At 39.1% G+C, this 18,138-nt stretch carries 15 protein-coding genes and 1 riboswitch; of the genes, 3 read left to right on the top strand and 12 right to left on the bottom strand.

What is annotated here, in order from left to right:
• Positions 1-53: 53 nt before the first annotated feature.
• The 3 genes from thrS to QCD85_RS02450 form a co-directional block, all read right to left on the bottom strand.
• Positions 54-1,994, bottom strand: a complete 1,941-nt coding sequence (gene thrS / locus QCD85_RS02440) for a threonine--tRNA ligase (protein WP_273615453.1) — start codon at positions 1,992-1,994, stop codon at positions 54-56.
• A gap of 432 nt (positions 1,995-2,426) precedes the next feature.
• Complete coding sequence (yfcE, locus tag QCD85_RS02445) at positions 2,427-2,972, bottom strand: phosphodiesterase (RefSeq protein WP_301261539.1); 546 nt, start codon at positions 2,970-2,972, stop codon at positions 2,427-2,429.
• Between the two features lie 134 nt (positions 2,973-3,106).
• Entirely contained in the window at positions 3,107-4,027 is a 921-nt protein-coding gene (locus QCD85_RS02450; RefSeq protein WP_367317617.1) for a LysR family transcriptional regulator, read from the bottom strand.
• Between the two features lie 108 nt (positions 4,028-4,135).
• Between QCD85_RS02450 and QCD85_RS02455 the strand changes: the two genes are divergently transcribed.
• Together QCD85_RS02455 and QCD85_RS02460 are read left to right on the top strand one after the other, a co-directional pair.
• On the top strand, positions 4,136-4,468 hold the full coding sequence (locus tag QCD85_RS02455) for an antibiotic biosynthesis monooxygenase family protein (protein ID WP_301261540.1): 333 nt from the start codon (positions 4,136-4,138) through the stop codon (positions 4,466-4,468).
• A gap of 193 nt (positions 4,469-4,661) precedes the next feature.
• Positions 4,662-5,630 (top strand): NAD(P)H-dependent flavin oxidoreductase, encoded by a 969-nt coding sequence (locus QCD85_RS02460; RefSeq protein WP_301261541.1) that lies wholly within the window; start codon positions 4,662-4,664, stop codon positions 5,628-5,630.
• Positions 5,631-5,744: 114 nt separating this feature from the next.
• On the opposite strand, the gene mqnC is transcribed toward QCD85_RS02460, so the two are convergent.
• The 5 genes from mqnC to metA all read right to left on the bottom strand — a co-directional run bounded on the left by mqnC (position 5,745) and on the right by metA (position 11,073).
• Positions 5,745-6,881 carry a cyclic dehypoxanthinyl futalosine synthase gene (mqnC, locus tag QCD85_RS02465; protein WP_204825060.1) on the bottom strand — a complete coding sequence of 379 codons (1,137 nt, stop codon included), beginning with the start codon at positions 6,879-6,881 and terminating at the stop codon, positions 5,745-5,747.
• Positions 6,882-7,358: 477 nt separating this feature from the next.
• Positions 7,359-7,472, bottom strand: coding sequence for a putative holin-like toxin (locus QCD85_RS02470; protein ID WP_241669310.1), 114 nt, complete (start codon positions 7,470-7,472; stop codon positions 7,359-7,361).
• 248 nt (positions 7,473-7,720) lie between these two features.
• Entirely contained in the window at positions 7,721-8,887 is a 1,167-nt protein-coding gene (locus QCD85_RS02475) for a trans-sulfuration enzyme family protein (RefSeq protein WP_301261542.1), read from the bottom strand.
• 6 nt (positions 8,888-8,893) lie between these two features.
• Positions 8,894-10,084 carry an aminotransferase class I/II-fold pyridoxal phosphate-dependent enzyme gene (locus QCD85_RS02480; protein ID WP_274170538.1) on the bottom strand — a complete coding sequence of 397 codons (1,191 nt, stop codon included), beginning with the start codon at positions 10,082-10,084 and terminating at the stop codon, positions 8,894-8,896.
• 47 nt (positions 10,085-10,131) lie between these two features.
• Positions 10,132-11,073, bottom strand: coding sequence for a homoserine O-acetyltransferase MetA (gene metA / locus QCD85_RS02485; RefSeq protein WP_273615447.1), 942 nt, complete (start codon positions 11,071-11,073; stop codon positions 10,132-10,134).
• A 137-nt stretch (positions 11,074-11,210) separates the two neighbouring features.
• A riboswitch (SAM riboswitch) is annotated at positions 11,211-11,344 on the bottom strand.
• 465 nt (positions 11,345-11,809) lie between these two features.
• Between metA and corA the strand changes: the two genes are divergently transcribed.
• Positions 11,810-12,745, top strand: a complete 936-nt coding sequence (corA, locus tag QCD85_RS02490) for a magnesium/cobalt transporter CorA (protein ID WP_204825064.1) — start codon at positions 11,810-11,812, stop codon at positions 12,743-12,745.
• Positions 12,746-12,938: 193 nt separating this feature from the next.
• Here the strand turns inward: corA and QCD85_RS02495 are convergent, their stop codons facing one another.
• The 4 genes from QCD85_RS02495 to QCD85_RS02510 form a co-directional block, all read right to left on the bottom strand.
• Entirely contained in the window at positions 12,939-15,722 is a 2,784-nt protein-coding gene (locus tag QCD85_RS02495; RefSeq protein ID WP_301261543.1) for an HAD-IA family hydrolase, read from the bottom strand.
• Between the two features lie 241 nt (positions 15,723-15,963).
• Positions 15,964-16,428, bottom strand: coding sequence for a disulfide oxidoreductase (locus tag QCD85_RS02500; protein WP_204825066.1), 465 nt, complete (start codon positions 16,426-16,428; stop codon positions 15,964-15,966).
• A gap of 4 nt (positions 16,429-16,432) precedes the next feature.
• Complete coding sequence (locus QCD85_RS02505; RefSeq protein ID WP_274170540.1) at positions 16,433-17,176, bottom strand: DsbA family protein; 744 nt, start codon at positions 17,174-17,176, stop codon at positions 16,433-16,435.
• Positions 17,166-18,068: an ROK family protein gene (locus QCD85_RS02510; RefSeq protein WP_274170541.1), complete on the bottom strand. Its 903-nt coding sequence runs from the start codon at positions 18,066-18,068 to the stop codon at positions 17,166-17,168. The genes QCD85_RS02505 and QCD85_RS02510 overlap by 11 nt, the downstream gene beginning before the upstream one ends.
• Positions 18,069-18,138: the final 70 nt, after the last annotated feature.

Raw genomic sequence — 18,138 nt, forward strand, 5'->3', positions numbered from 1 at the left:
AGGGCTAGTGTAACAGCTTATAAATGATAACGAAATAGCCAACTATACGTTATTTAAAAAATAGTACGATCTGCAATTTGGTCACGTAACATTTTGATCGTTTCTTCGACAGACATCATACCGATATCGCCTTCGCCACGTTTACGAACAGACACCGAATCAGCGTTCATTTCGTTTTCACCAACAACGAACATATACGGAATTTTTTCCAATTGTGCTTCACGAATTTTGTAACCTAATTTCTCGTTACGTAAATCGGATTCTACAGTTACTCCGCTACGACGAAGATCGTCTTCTACTTTGCGTGCATATTCTTCAAATGCGCCGGATACTGGAATGACTTTAGCTTGTACAGGAGCCAACCATAATGGCAATGCACCAACAAAGTTTTCTAATAAGAATGCTGTGAAGCGCTCCATTGTACCCAAAATACCGCGGTGAATAACGACCGGACGATGTTTTTGTCCATCTTCGCCGATATATTCTAATTCAAAGCGCTCTGGCAATAAGAAGTCCAATTGTACAGTAGACAATGTTTCTTCTTTACCTAATGCTGTACGAATCTGTACGTCTAGCTTCGGACCGTAGAATGCTGCTTCGCCTTCTGCTTCATAGAAAGGCATATCCAGACCTTCAACAACTTCACGTAACATGCGTTGCGAATTTTCCCACATTTCATCGTTAGGGAAATATTTCTCTGTATCTGCAGGATCACGATAAGACAGACGGAAACGGTAATCGGTAATACCGAAATCTTTGTATACTTCCATAATCAATTCGATAACACGTGCAAATTCTTGCTTGATCTGATCTGGACGTACGAATAAGTGAGCATCATTTAGCGTCATCGCACGTACACGATGTAGACCTGTTAATGCACCTGACATTTCGTAGCGGTGTTGCATACCCAATTCTGCAATACGAATCGGAAGATCACGATAACTACGTAGATCACTTTTATACACCATCATATGATGCGGACAGTTCATCGGACGAAGCACTAATTCTTCATTATCCAATACCATTTTCGGGAACATATCATCCTGGTAATGTTCCCAGTGACCAGATGTTTTGTACAAATCTACGTTACCTAATACTGGTGTATATACATGGCTATAACCCAATTTTTCTTCCAAATCTACGATATAGCGTTCCAGTGTACGACGCAATTTGGCACCATTTGGCAACCAGATCGGTAGACCTTGACCGACAAGTGGAGAAAATGTAAACACTTGTAGTTCTTTACCTAGCTTACGGTGATCGCGTTTTTTAGCTTCTTCTAAGAAATGAAGATGTTGCTCTAGTTCTGGCTTTTTGTTAAAAGCTGTTCCGTAGATACGTTGCAACATTTTGTTTTTGCTATCTCCGCGCCAGTAAGCACCTGCTACACTTAGCAATTTAAATACTTTTAATTTAGAAGTGGATGGTACATGCGGTCCACGACATAGATCAAAAAACTCGCCTTGATCATAAATTGTGATTACACTATCTTCTGGCAAAGCTTCGATCAATTCGATCTTGTACGGATCTTCCAGTTCACGGAAAATGTTAAGTGCTTCTTCACGACTCACTTCACGACGTGTAATCGGTAGATTTTCAGAAACGATACGTTCCATTTCTTTTTCAATCTTTTGCAAATCTTCTGGATTCAAAGGATGTTCCAAATCCATATCATAATAGAAACCATCTTCAATCACAGGGCCGATTCCCAATTTTACTTCATTTTGACCAAATAAACGTTTTACAGCTTGTGCAAGTAAATGCGCTGTACTATGACGAATCACTTCTACGCCTTCCGCGCTATCAGGAGTAACAATTTCGACTAACGCTTTGTCATGGAGTGGTGTATTTAAATCAACTACGATACCATCCAATTTCCCTGCTACTGCACTTTTGAACAAACTTTTACTGATTGAATTGGCTACATCTCCAATTGTACTGCCTGCTTCATACTCGCGGACAGAACCGTCCGGTAAGCTAATCTGAATCGCCATATTATTTCCTCCTTAGTAATATACATCTATTGGTGTATCTGCATGCACTGTTATCAACTGTTTTATTCGTAATGTTTACAATTAAAAACAGCAAAAAGCACCCATCCCGCAAGGGACGAGTGCTGTGTATGTACCCGTGGTTCCACCCTGATTCGATCTGTTCGTAGAATAAGCTTCTTTTTGGCAGATCCTTCATTCGACATCTGATAACGGGGATGATCCGATAAAATATAATACCGAAACGACATACAGATTCGGATTCAATTTTATAGCTCTAAAGGGGTAAGATTATAGCTGTCACAGGAAGGAATTGCAGCGTCTTACTTTCCTTCTCTCTGTACAGGACTATCACTATAACTCATATCTTTATCGATGCTTTGTCCATTTAGATGATACATTGCTTCATCATTATAAAAGTGTATCGGTCAAGCGTCAAGAGAATGAGATCGATTTGATCATATTCTCATCAAAGTCTTTCACTGTAAATGTACCATGTTCCAAAATACCGTATGAATTAGGATAATCTTCTTTCGGTAAAGCGACAGAACCTGGATTAAGCACATAGATATGATCTTGTAGATCAGCTACAGGTACATGAGTATGCCCTTGAATAAATACATCTCCTGGTTGCAACAGCGGTAGATTATCAATACTGTATCCATGACCATGCGTAACATAGATGCGCATCCCTTCATGATACAACATGATATAGTCTGCCATCATCGGAAATTCAAGTAACATTTGATCCACTTCAGAATCACAATTTCCTCGTACAGCGATAATTTTGTTTTTATATAAATTCAATGTATTCGCGACTTCAGACGGATTATATTCTTCCGGTAATGGATTACGTGGGCCATGATACATATAATCTCCTAAAAAGATCAATTGATCTGGTTGCTCAATCTCAGCTTTTTCCAACACCCGTCTTAACCAGTGTAATGATCCATGTATATCAGAAATAAACATTAATTTCATAACATCTAAAGCTCCTTCAACAAATAGGTTATTCTAGCTTTTATGCCAGTGAAAAAAGATGTGCTAACGTAAATGCACTTATATATTATATCACTAACTTCGATATAACCCTATTATCCACCTAACAGCTTTTATTACGGTAATTGATTGGATATAGCCACATCAGCTATCGGGTACTGATCTACAAAAGATTGAATACAGTCAATAAATTTCTGTGCCGCAGGTGACATCGTTTTGAACGAAGTTGCAGCGATCCCAATCGTTCGATGATGTGCTCCAGCCAGTGGTCGCAAACACAAATCTTCTGTATACATGGAGTGCAAAATCATTTCAGGTAACATACTAATGCCCAGACCATGTTTCACCATCGCTATAATGGCATGATCATCTTCTAACCGATATTTGATTGTCGGAGTCATATGTGCTTGATCCCAAATCATTTGTACATCGGTATCACAACCTGCTACTGGCATCACAAACGGTTCATCTACAATCTGCTCAAGCTCAATATAATCGTATTGGTGCAAAGGATGATGTGCAGGTAATACACATAACATTTGATCTTGATACAAAGAAATAGATTGTAGTGTTGAAAATACCGGTAAGTTCACAAATCCCAAATCTGCATGACCTTCCACAATCCAATTCTCTATCTCATCATAATTACCATCTAATAATTGAATATCAATATGAGGATACTGTTCTTGAAATTGTTGCATAATCTGTGGCAACCACTGAATCGATACACTTGAAAATGTGCCTAAAGTGACTGTACCTGTCTCTAATCCTTTAATAGCATCGACTTCGATCAGCAGTTGATCATTGATCTGCAACAGTTCGTTTATCTTTTTCAATATTCGTTCTCCACTATCCGTCAGTCGAATCCCTGATCGATTACGAATTAACAATTTCAATCCTAATTCATTTTCCAACCCAGATATCGCGTGACTTACCGCAGATTGAGTAAGATTGAGAGATTGAGCTGTTTTGGTCAGACTTCCCAACTTCACGACTGTACTAAAAATCTGATATTTATGAAGATGTATACTATCCACCTCTTTTATACTTGAAAATAATTCATACTTATTATTATAAACATTCATTTTATTTATGCGAATAGGCTAGATATACTTAACTCAAAGTGAAGTGAAAGGATGACGAATATGAATCTATTATCCAATCGTTTTGAAGTACCTTATTATGCAGTAATTTTCACCAGCCAACGAGCGACAGGTGATCAAGGATATGGGCAAATGGCAGATCAGATGGAATCGATGGGACGAGATCAAGCCGGATTTCTAGGAATCGAAAGTTATCGTGAATCTTCAGGAGCAGGTGTGACGATCTCTTATTGGAAAACACTTGAAGATATTCGTCACTGGAAAAGTAATCCCGCTCATCAGATTGCTCAAGATAAAGGAAAACAAACATGGTATCAATCGTATTCGGTGAAAATATGCAAAGTAGAACGTGCTTACGATTTTGAAAATATGTAAGAATATTCTCCTTCCTATCTAAAAGTACAAAATGATGTACTATGTTCATTAAAATTGCCTTCTTTGCAAATAAAATGTTCAAACGTATGATGGTTTTGGAACTACTCTATCGACTAGAGTGGACTAATTACACTTCATAGTAATGCATAGCTATACGTTATGTACTATTTGATAAGATGGAAGGATGAATATAATGAGTAATCGGGTAGCCGATATTCTTGGAATTGAAAAGCCTATTATACAAGGCCCTATGAGCTGGATTACAAATGCTGAATTTGTAGCGGCTGTCAGTAACGCAGGAGGTTTGGGGATTCTTGGCCCTAATGCTGGTCAAACGACTGTTACTGTTTCGCCAGAAGAAACCGCAGAACGAATGCGCCGCGAGATTCGCAAAACTAAAGCACTCACAGATAAGCCATTTGGAACAACTGTTATTGTCGATGGCGATTTGAAATACACCTGGCCTATTTTGGAAATTATTATTGAAGAAGATGTCAAAACGGTTCTTCTTAATGGGGCTGAAGGAACACTCACAGAAAAGATTGTAAATCCTTTAAAAGAAGCGAATATTAAAATTATTTATCGTCCTTTGAATCCAACTTTAGAAGATGCTAGAGCTGCTCAAGCTATGGGTGTAGATATCTATGTCGTAACAGGATTCGATGAAGGCGGTACTTTACCAACAAGTATTATTGGTACATTTACGATCACGCCTATGATTGTCGATGTACTTGATATTCCAGTCGTCTCTGCTGGTGGAATTGGTGATGCTCGCGGGGTTGCAAGTGCTTTTGCTTTAGGGGCAGAAGGTGTCTTTTTGGGAAGTCGGTTTATTCCTACGGTTGAAAATCCAGCAGCAGAATCGGTTAAGCAAAAAATTGTAGATGCTTCTGCTTCTGATTTGTTGTTATACCGCACTTTGCCTGCTTATTATCGTTCACTACCTACACCACTTGTTGAGAAATTAGTAGACATGGATCAACAAGGAGCATCTCGTGAAGAAATTGCTCAAGCTGCTGGTGGTGCTGGTGCTATACGTATCGGTATGCTTGAAGGCAATGGCGAAGGTGGTATTATCACTGTCGGAACGGGCATTACACCTATTACCAAAATCCAAACTGTACAAGAAGTCGTAGATGAATTAGCAACAGGTATCCGCTAAGCCTGTCACTTTAATAACAATATTCTACTTTCATTTTGAACATAATTATCAACAAAAAAAAGCTCAACGATCATTATAAACTGATCGTTGAGCTTTTTTATGATTACATACAGATTAGTTCTGCATAATAAAGTCATGAGCAACTTTTTGCGTCTCATCGTTAAATACTTTGAGAATATTATATTTGGTATCCCGTTGAGCAGGAATCTTGCCTGCTTCACGAATAATTTGCAACGTTTGCTCAATATTTACTTTGTGCGTTGTACCTGCCGCAGATACTACGTTTTCTTCCATCATCGTACTACCAAAGTCATCGCAACCGTAATGAAGAGACATTTTACCTACTTCTGGTCCCATGGTTACCCATGAGGATTGGAAATGCTTGATATTATCAAGTACGATTCGGCTGATGGCTACATTTTTTAGATATTGTTCTGGTGTTTGTTTTTCAGCTTTCATATTGGTGTTATCCGGTTGGAATGTCCACGAAATAAAAGCAAGGAAACCTTCAGAATCATAGCCATTACGGATACATTCATCTTGTGCTTCACGTACACGCAATAAATGAAGAGCACGTTCTTCCATCGATTCACCGAATCCGATAACCATTGTCGCTGTGGTGTTCATGCCTACTTTGTGAGCTGTCTGCATAACGTCCATCCAATCACGCCAAGAACCTTTCAAACGACTGATTTTACGACGAGTACGATCATCTAGAATCTCTCCACCACCACCTGGCAATGAATCAAGTCCAGCTTCATGAATCGCACGTACCGTATCTTCCAAAGACATACCAGAGATTTCTTTCATTTTCATGATCTCAGCAGGCGAGAAAGAATGCATCGTAATATTAGGGAAATTCTTTTTAATCTTTTTCAAAAGATCGGTATAGTATTCAAAAGGAAGATTGGGATTTACTCCACCTTGCATCAAAATTTCAGTTCCGTTTACATCTTCGGTTTCCTGAATTTTTTGCAAAATGACCTCATCCGATAGCACATAACCTTCTTTTGAATTCGGACTACGATAGAAAGCACAAAAACGACAAAATACGTCGCAGACATTCGTATAGTTAACATTACGCCCAATCACAAACGTTGTAATTGGATCTGGATTTTTGCGTAACATTAATTGATTGGCTACATGTCCCATTTTCTCGATCTCATCGGACTCATATAGCATAATAGTTTCTTCTAAATCTAAGCGTTCGCCCCGTTCGGCTTTTTCCAAGATACGGTTTACCGCGCTCATATTGCAGCCTCCCTTATCCTATTCAGACATCTTACTGGTGTCTGAAGGTGAATTTGAGCATTGTCCTATATATAACCCATTTAGGCACAAAATGCATATCTAAAAATTGAAATAATGACAACACATTCATCGTACCATATTTCACAAATGAAAAATAGTCGTTGACTGTGACAGGAAGGTGATATTTTGCAATAATAATTATACATATCGTATCAAATAAATGCCGATCAAATAAGGGAATTTAGCGATTTTATCATTTGAAAATAATTTATTTTCATTTTAGAATATGATATAGTATAAGTATATACAACATTATATTGTGAATTAGATACTTGTCGCTTTTTAGATGTATGCTATAAAAAAGCAGTAAAGATGCGTCAACATCTTTACTGCTTGGCAACAGTCTGCTTTAAGAGCAGTCGGCAACTCAGGTGGATCTAATTTATTGAAATAGACCGAAACCTTGCTACAGGCGGTCTATTTCTTTTTGTTTTGGTTCATAGCTACTATAATCGTCACAACCAAACCCAGTATTGAAACAATAAGGATACCAAATTGGATCATTAACGTTAATGTATCTTTAACCTCCACAAGCATCACCTCCCTTCTATCGGGAGACTAGCCGACCGCCCATTAAACCTTCTGTTGTTATTTTCAGTATAACAAAATAACGCATCTAAGAATATATGTTTCTATAAACACTTTTATGCGAGTAAATTATCATTTTAATATTTCAATTATTTACCTCTAATTCTACTTGTTATCATACATAAAAGCGGTATACCCTATTTTAAAAGGTATACCGCTTTTTTTCACACTTTTAATTTCTATATTCAAGACTAATCTTGTAAAGCTTGTTCCAGATCAGCAATCAGATCATCAATATCTTCCAAGCCTACAGAAAAGCGTAACAATCCGTCGGTTATACCACGTTCTTTGCGTACGCCTTCACCCATAGCGGCATGAGACATTGTTGCCGGATACGATAAAATACTTTCGACTGCTCCTAGACTTACAGCCACTAAAGGCAATTGCACTCGATCCAATACTTTTTTGGCACGCTGTCCTGAACCAACATCAAAGGAAAGCACAGAACCTGCACCTGACGATTGAGCCGCATGAATGGTAGCTCCTGGATGATTGGCTAATCCCGGATAATATAATGCTGTAATATCATCACGTTGACTCAGCCAGTCTGCTAATTTGGCAGTACTTTTTTCAGAATGATTCATTCTAGCTGCAAGAGTCTTCATTCCCCGAATAAGTAACCAGCAATCTTGAGGGCCAAGTACCGTTCCCAGTCCATTTTGTAAATGCTTGAGTTGAGCACCAATCTCAGGGGTACGTGCAACCGCTAATCCTGCCAGTACATCACTATGTCCACCTAGAAACTTGGTCGCACTGTGCAACACAATATCGACGCCCATTTCGATTGGACGCTGATAATAAGGAGTCATAAACGTATTATCTACCATAGTAAGTAGATGATGTTCTTTCGCCCAAGCGGTCACTGCGCCGATATCTGTAATTTTGAGCGTTGGATTTGATGGTGTCTCCATATAGACAGCTCTTGTATTGGGACGAAGTGCATTTTTCACTTGATCCAGATCGGTCATATCTACAAAGCTAATCTCGATATTCATTCGATTCAATACAGTAGTCAGAAAACGATATGTACCACCGTACACATCTTCAGTCACGATCACATGATCACCTGCGGATAGAATCAGAAAGGCAGTAGAAATCGCCGCCATTCCTGAAGCAAAAGCATATCCTGAAGCTCCGCCTTCTAACAAAGCAATATAATCTTCTAACGCTTGACGGGTTGGATTGCCTGAACGACTATAATCATGAAGTGGTGGATTCGAGATATCTTCTTGATGAAAAGTAGACGCTTGATAGATCGGTACACTGGATGCACCTGTTGTTTTGTCGATTTCAGCACCAAAGTGAATCAGTTTGGTATCTATTTTGCGTGAAGCTTGACGATCTGAAGAATAAGTCATTATCGATCACGCTCCTTCTACTTCAAGGCGTGCTACTTCCAGCGCTTGATCAAGATCAGCGATCAGATCATCAATATGTTCAATTCCTACAGAAAAGCGCAATAGACGATCATCGACACCAATCGCTTCACGAATCTCAGTTGGAATATCTGCATGTGTCTGTACCGTTGGATACGTCATTAATGATTCAACGCCACCTAGACTTTCAGCAAAAGCAATCAATTGAATACTACGCAAAATCGGTTCAATATAACGCGCATCTTTCACTTTAAACGAAAAGATACCTGTATTTCCGCTAGATTGGCGATTTTGGACATCATATCCCGGATGATCCGGTAGTGCAGGATAAAACACTTCTGCAATCTGCGGATGATCTACCAAATGCTTCGCCATTGCTGTAGCATTATATTCATGACGCTCCATCCGCAATGCCAATGTTTTCATTCCACGCATTAATTGATACGAATCGGTTGGAGACAATACGGCTCCGATAGAGTTGTGCAGAAAAGCCATTTCAGCGGATAATTCTTCCCCTTTGGTCATAATCAATCCTGCTAAAACATCATTATGTCCACCTAGATATTTGGTAGCACTATGAATCACGATATCTGCTCCCAGTTCGATCGGACGCTGGAAAAAAGGAGTCAACAGCGTATTATCAACAATCGTCAGCAACTGATGGCTTTTCGCCCAGGTAGCTACAGCTTTGATATCGGTAACCATCATTAACGGATTAGTTGGCGTCTCAATAAATACAGCTTTGGTATTCGGTTGAACTATTTTTTCTAACGCTTCTAGATCATTGGTATCTACATAAGAAGCAGTTACTCCAAATTTGGATAAAATTCGCTCCAACAGACGGTATGTGCCACCATACAGATCAAGCGATACGATCAGATGATCTCCCTGACCGAAAAGCGCAAAAATGGTCTGTAAAGCAGCCATACCGGAACTACAGGCAAATCCTGCATCTGCTGATTCTAATGCTGCTGCCGCTTGTTCTAGGACAGCCCGAGTTGGATTGGTTGTACGAATATAATCAAAGCCTGTACTTTTACCAAGAGCGGGATGACGGAAGGCAGTTGATTGATAAATCGGAAAATTAACCGCCCCTGTTACCGGTTCATTAATCGAACCGATCTGTGCCAATTTGCTTTCAATGTTAAGAGTTCGTTCGCTTGAATGATGATCCGTCATACTATAATTCCTCCTCTGAAATAACAATCGATTGGGTTGATCTCAAATTAGATACAGTAATTACCTGCTTCAGCTTTGGCACTTTCCAAATCATATGGTGTTTCTTGGTATACATAATAGTTTAACCAGTTGGAAAATAATAAGTTGGCATGAGCACGCCATGTAGAAGGCGGTGTGCGCGATGGATCATTATTAGGAAAATAATTTTTCGGCGGTGCGACATCCATTCCTTTAGCGATATCACGTTCATATTCCCATTTTAATGACAATGGATCATATTCAGAATGCCCTGTTACAAAAATCTGACTGCCATCTTTGGTAGCGGCTAGATATACTCCTGCTTCTTCCGATTCTGATAAAATCTCCAGTTCAGGAATCTTAGCAATATCTTCATGACGCACTTCGGTATGACGGGAATGAGGCGCAAAGTACAACTCATCAAATCCTCGTAACAATTTTACATTTTCTTTATTTAATGTATGTGGGAATACACCAAAACACTTTTCAGGCAAATCGACTTTGGGAACACCGAAATGATGGTACAGACCTGCTTGTGAAGCCCAACAGATATGCATGGTTGAAGTAACATTCTTTTTACTCCAATCAAAAATCCCTTGAATCTCTTCCCAATAGTTCACATCTTCAAAGTCCATTGTTTCTACAGGAGCGCCTGTCACAACCAGACCATCAAAGCGTAGATGTTTGACTTCTTCAAATGTTTTATAAAATAAGTTCAAATATTCAGTCGATGTATTTTTGGAAGTATGGGATTGTGCATGTAGCAAATAAATATCAATTTGAAGCGGGCTATTTCCCAGTAAGCGTAGTAACTGCGTTTCGGTTGTTTCTTTAGTAGGCATCAAGTTCAATATAGCAATTCGCAATGGACGAATATCCTGTTGAAATGCTTGGCTATCATCCATTACGAAAATATTTTCTCCAGTTAATACTTCTTTGGCAGGTAAGCTATCCGGAATCTTAATTGGCATGTTCGTTCACTCCTTGGATGTGTGTATTTCTTATCATTTCAGGAGAAAGGTTCATTATAAGTATATACAAAAATGACCTTTCTCCTGATACTTGAGAAAGGTCATTTGCGATATGTTCGCGTATATAATAGACGCCTCTCTCATCTGTCAGCAGATATTAAGTCTAGAATGATCCATCAACTTATATCTCTGCAAGAATTAGCACCGTGCGGTTATACCGCCGGTTGCCGGGTTTCATCGGGCTAGTCCCTCCACCTGCTCTTGATAAGATTTGCTTATTCAATTTAAAATAACATGTTTTGATACTTTTCTTATACCATAATTTATACTATTCTACGGTCTGCCGTCAAGTGCTGTGAAAAATGTATTAGATTGAACCGATAAATAAGTTGTTGGTAACTATATTGGTTGATTTCAAAAGAGGTTTCTTATTTAAGCTTGAAAGGCTTCCACGACCACGGTATACTTAACAAGTATTTGACGTTTTTTCATGGTTTTCATAAATATCTAAATCACAAAGAGGTGAATTTCAAAATGGAAGGCGACCCGAGGCCCAGTTGGCAGCAGGACGGATGGACAAATTGCAGGAAACAAACGACAACCATAGGGCACTGGAGTAACGCGCCATTATTGAAAAATCTTCTCCGTTTTTCATAAATTATAGCGAAGCTTTGTAAACAAGTGTGCGGTTGCCGCTTCTTTCCCTGCTCATTTCATAATAAAGGAGTAGAACACAATGAAAGTTCGGCACGTCAATGCTGGAGCATTTACTCCAGTAGAAAATATTACCGACACACTGGTAGCACCTGAAGAAGGATTTTATTGGATCGACGCAGATTTGGAAGATTTGATTGAACTACAACCACTTTTTATGCTTCATGATCTGGCTGTAGAAGATTGCTTGAGTGAAGAAGAACAGCGTCCTAAGATCGAAATTTATGAAAGTCATTACTTTATTGTAGTCAACAGTATTCGTTTTGATAACGAAGAGATTTTTTTGCGCGCCTTGAATATTTTTCTAGGACGGCATTATATTATTACAGTGACCAAGCAGAAAATTAATGAATTGCGTGTCCTCAAACCGATTTTATGGGAAGAAGAAGTGAGTCGCGCTGATAAATTTATGTATTTGTTAATTGACCTTGTCGTTGATAATTACTTCGCTGTCGGTGACCGGATCGAAGATCAGATCGAACTACTGGAAGAAAATATATTGATGCATACCAAAAAATCGCATTTGAACGAAATTATCGGTTTGCGTGGCGAAATTTTATGGCTCAAACGTGTATTGGGACCTCAGCGTGAAGTCATCAATACATTGAATAAAAAAGACCTCCGTTTGATCGATGATCAATTGCAAAAATATTTCAGTGACGTGTATGAGAATGCGGTTAAAGTATCTGAGATGTTTGATACGTTCCGCGATCTGATGGGTAACTTACGAGAAGCTTATCAGTCCAGTATCTCTAATCGTGCGAATGAAATCATGCGTGTATTTACAGCGATCACAACGATATTTATGCCGTTGACTGTAATTACAGGTATTTATGGAATGAACTTTGAAGATATGCCTGAATTGCATTGGCGTTTCGGTTATCCACTGGTGATCGGGATTATGATTACGTTAGGTTTGACTATGTTTTTCACTTTCCGCAAAAAAGATTGGATCTGAAAAGATTAAAGCTGCCCTTATTCATCGTCAATTGATGAACAAGGACAGCTTTTTTTGATTTCACTTGTTCGCGCTTATACTGCCAAGCGCTGATGGTAAAATATTTTGCCAAGCAAAAATCACTTTCTTATTTTATGGGTCGCGCTTTTGGTGCCAAGCGCTATAGGTCGCGCTTATACTGCTAAGCGCTTAATCAAGGAAGTTGCATCCAGCGGATCATGGTTTCTAGGTTTAGTCCATCTAAGCCGGGTACTGTAAAGTGTGCACTATCGATTCGGGTTAGTGAACTTACAGCGATCGTTTTCATTCCGATTTGACGGGCAGATTGGATCGATTCGGTAGAATCTTCAATAACCATCGTGTGATAAGGATGAATATTGACTGCATTAGCTGCTTTGATAAATATTTCAGGATCAGGCTTACTGAACTCTACATCATCCGATGTAATAATACGATTGAAATATTGTCGTACTCCTAATTTTTCTACCACTTCTTCTGCATCACTACGGTGAGATGCCAAAACAACAGCGATATTATGATCGGCAAAATGTTGTAGTAAATCTTCTACACCTGGCAACAATTCTGCGGATTCAATCGTTTCTGATTCTTCATCAATAACCGGAATAACTACACCTTCCAAGCCGAATACTATTGCACACAGATCACGATTGTTTGCTTCAAGTGGCTGTGTCATTGCAACTACATATTCTTGTCCATAATGTTCTATCGTTAACGGTTCTCCGCGAACAAGACTGTATGTTGTTTTGTTGCCTTCTACATTTACATTGACAAGGCGATCTTGAAATTGTACCCGGAACGAGTACTCTGTCCAGCTTGGCGGTAATTTCGGTTCAAAGTGTAATCGACCGTCATATTGACGCATACCTGCAAATCCACCAATAATCGTTAACCAGCTACCTGCCATTGATGCAGCATGGATACCGTCTTTGACATTACCATGAATATCATCCAGATCCATACGTGCCGATTCGATAAAGAAGTTATACGCATGATCCATATTACCAAGCTCTGCTGCAATAATCGCATGAATCGCTGCTGACAACGAAGAATCATGTGTTGTTAATGGCTCATAATAGGCATAGTTTTTGACTTTTTCTAGCTTGGTAAATTTCTCACCTAGCAAATAAAATGCCAGAATCAGATCCGCTTGCTTGATCACTTGCTGACGATAAATGACCAATGGATGGTAGTGCAACAGTAATGGATAATTTTCAGCCGGTGTATTGTCAAAATCCCATACGCCTTTATCCAGGAAAGAATCATCCTGACCGATTAATCCATTTTGGCGATGAATATAGATTTCATCCGCAGCACGTGCCCAATCTGCAATCTCTTCTTCGGTTAGTCCCATAACACTGTGCATCGCTAGATAAGAATCTGGAGTTAATTCTTCCCACTGTGTTAATTCATGTACAGTAAATTCTAATGCATCTTTGACCATAATATTTGTATACGTATTGTTATTTACAATCGCTGTATATTCATCAGGGCCAGTCACTCCATTAATACAGAATCCTTTACCTGTAATCCAATTCCCTACAGATAAGAAAAATCTTGAAATCTCGATCAACATCTCCAGACCTTTGCTCTGCAAAAAGTCTTGATCGCCTGTCGCTTCTACGTATTGAATAATCGCATGAGCTACATCGGCATTGATATGAAATTGAGCCGTTCCTCCTGGATAATAAGCAGAAGCTTCTTCTCCGTTGATCGTACGCCACGGGAATAGAGCACCTTCTGCTGCCATTTCAACTGCACGCTCTCTTGCTTTGGGCAGTGTGTAATAACGGTATTCTAACAGACGCAAGGCTAACTCGGGCTTGGTATATAGGAAGAATGGCAACATATATGTCTCTGTATCCCAGAAATAATGCCCTTCATACCCTTCGCCTGTGATTCCTTTCGCACTAATATTCGTTTTGCCATCACGACCTACAGATTGGAATAATTGATACGCATTGTATCGTAATCCCTGTTGTAACAGTTCATCGCCTTCTACATTCACATCTGCAATTTCCCAGAATTCATCTAGATATTCTTTTTGTTTTATCGTTAAAGCATCCCAGCCATTTGCTTTGACTTCTTTTAACGTAGATTGAGCCAAAATTAGCAAGTGATCTACTTCATAATCTTTTGAAGAATAATAAACAATAGATTTATCCAATGTAATAGATTGTCCTTCGTCTACTTGCATAGTAAATGCTTTCGCAATACGCTCATCTTCTTGAATCGTTGATAACGTATAGTCATAATCTAACGTATGCTCTGCGCCACACAATAAATGAAATTCTGTTTCGGTCGTACGTTGCTCTAGAGCCATAAACGTATTTTCTTCATACGACTGAACCGTATGTAATACTTGCCCTCCAAAAGCCGATCCTGCTCGTGGATCGTCTGCTGATATTTCATTAGTCACTTTACCATTTAAGGCAGAGATCAATTTAATTTCTCCTGTAAAATTAACAGGCTTCACCGTATAGCGAACCATGGCTACATGCTTATTATCAAATGAAATCAGGCGCTGTGTATCGACTTGTACTTGTTTACCTGTGCCACTTTCCCATACGACATGACGCGATAAAATCCCATGTTGCATATCTAAGATGCGCTCGTATTCTATCACACGACCGCTCAATAAATTAAATTGTTCGCCATCAATAAATAACTCAATGATTTTGCTATCCGTTACATTTAACATCGTCTGACGCTTACGAGCATAACCAAAAGCTTCTTCTCCATACGTAATATCTGCTGAATCGTAAAATCCATTCAAATACGTACCATTCAGTGCATTAATACCTGCACCTTCTAATCCTTCTTCAAAATGACCACGCATTCCCAAATATCCATTAGCAACCGTAAAAATAGTTTCTCCTCTACGATTGTGGATAGGGTCAAACGAAGATTCTCGAATCGACCACGGCTCTACTTCATATATTGAATTGCCTTCTCTCATTCGACATTCCTCCACTTTTATCTAGTTATTGAACAGTATTCTCTTACTATAGTTAACCGTTAAACGTACTCATTACATCAAATAGGTCAAAATTGATTCAAAATAGACGTTTTTTTCAAGTCCTACTGTTCATACATCAGGTTCATATATTTCTATCATTGGATTATAAAAAAAGTCTTCTTTTCAACAATAAATGCTAAAAAGAAGACATGGTAATGATATCAATCAATGGTATGATTACTTATTCTGTTTCTTCATCTTCATAAGCGATAGCATCTGCTGCGCGACTACCTCTCCACAATAACAAAGCGATCAAGATAAACGCAATCAATGCCATAAAAGGAATCGTAATAAAACCAAACCATTCAAAATAAGGCTTATTGCAAGGAACCCCTGTTGTACATGGTAAAATTCTGCTCAAAGCTGGAATATGTTGCTCTGCATAATGGTAAATCGCTACACATGCACCAAGAATAACGAGTGGCATCGAATATCTGACAATACGTCGATCATTATGATAAGCAGCGATACCGAGCAAAATTACCTGTGGATACATAAAAATACGCTGATACCAGCATAATTTACAAGGTTCTAGCAACATTACATCACTCAAATACAGACTTCCACCAGTAGCTACAATAGCGACTATCCATGCTAGAAATAAATAGTATCGTGCTAAAAAAGATGGAGACGATTCTGTATTCATCGTATTAGCCCTCCGCTCCGGCTTCTGTTTTGGCTTTCTCAATTGCTGCTTTGAGTGCAGTATAATCGCCTAGATCGCCTGTATATTCTACTCCGTTAATATAGATCGATGGCGTGCCTGGAAGATTTAATTCTTTGCCTTTATCGTATTGAGCTTGTACTTGTTTGGCATACGTTTTATTTTCGATATCTTGACGAAGCTTGGTCGTATCAATTGACGCATCTGCTTTTTTAGCTAAATTAACAAGAAAATCGGTAGTTGCCCATTCTGTATTTTCATCGCCTTGATTAGTATAAATAGCGTCAAAATATTTCCAGAACGCATCATTGTTTTGGTGATACACAGACTCTACAGCCAAAGCTGCTGTTGTAGAATCAGGGCCCAAAAACGGGAAGTTCATAAAGTACATAGCGGCTGTACCATTGGAAATATAATCTTTTTGAATCTGTGGCACAATAATTTCATTGAACTGTTTACAAATCGGACATTTGAAATCGCCAAATTCTACAATTTTGACAGGAGCTGTGGTTTCACCTTTGACAGGAAGCTGATTGTAATCAAACGTAGTCGCTTCGGCTGTTTTGTTGTTCGGTACGAAAATAATAAGTAGAACAATCACTGCAATCACAGCTACGGTTCCAATAATAAGATTACGCATTAACTTCTTTTGACGTAACGCTTCTTTTTGTTTGTATTCTTGTTGTTGCTGTCTTTTGATAGCTGGATTTACTTTTTTCTTATTCGCCATTGGTTGCACCTTTTTCTCCAGACCATGCTAGATCTGCTAATGCGAGCGCTCCGCATAATCCAGCATTATCACCCAATTGTGGAGGGACGATAAATTGGTCTATTTGTTCATTTAAGCTAGGATGCTGTACATAACCAGCTAAAAGCTTTTGTAATTTTTCACGAATTAGCGGGAACAATTGCTCTTGCTTCATCACGCCGCCACCCATCACAATTTTTTGTGGGGATAGAATTAGTACATAGTTCATTAATGCTTGCGCCAGATAGTAAGCTTCCATTTCCCATGCAGGATGTTCTGGAGTTAGCTCAGAACCTTTAACTTGCCAGCGTCGTTCAATCGCAGGGCCGGCTGCTACACCTTCCAGACAATCGCCATGATAAGGGCAGAATCCTTCAAAATGATCATCAGGATGACGACGAACCAAAATATGTCCCATTTCTGGATGAGATAGTCCATGTAGCATTTTACCATCGACTACTGCTCCAGCACCAATACCTGTACCTACCGTAATATAAATACAGCTCGCTAATCCTTGCGCTGCTCCCCATTTGTGTTCGCCTAAAGCCGCACCATTCACATCGGTATCAAAACCGATCGGTACATCAAAATGTTCTTTCATATGTCCTACAATATTGTATTGTCCCCAGTGTGGCTTGGGTGTAGTCGTTATGTATCCATAAGTTGGGCTGCCTTTAATCGGATCAATCGGTCCAAAAGAACCTATCCCGATTGCTTCAACCCCTTTACCTTCAAAAAAGGAAATTACATTTTTCATCGTAATCTCAGGCGTTTCGGTTGGGAAACTTACTCTTTCTAAAATTTCTCCATCCTCTGTACCGATTCCGCATACAAATTTAGTACCGCCTGCTTCAATAGCCCCTAATTTTTTCATAAATGATAGTTCTCCTTTGAGTTATCCTGTATGGACAGATTAGTATTCCCCTAGATTAGTGCAGAGATGC

The sequence above is a fragment of the Paenibacillus sp. PsM32 genome, assembly GCF_030433815.1.
GTDB lineage: Bacteria > Bacillota > Bacilli > Paenibacillales > Paenibacillaceae > Saccharibacillus > Saccharibacillus kyungheensis.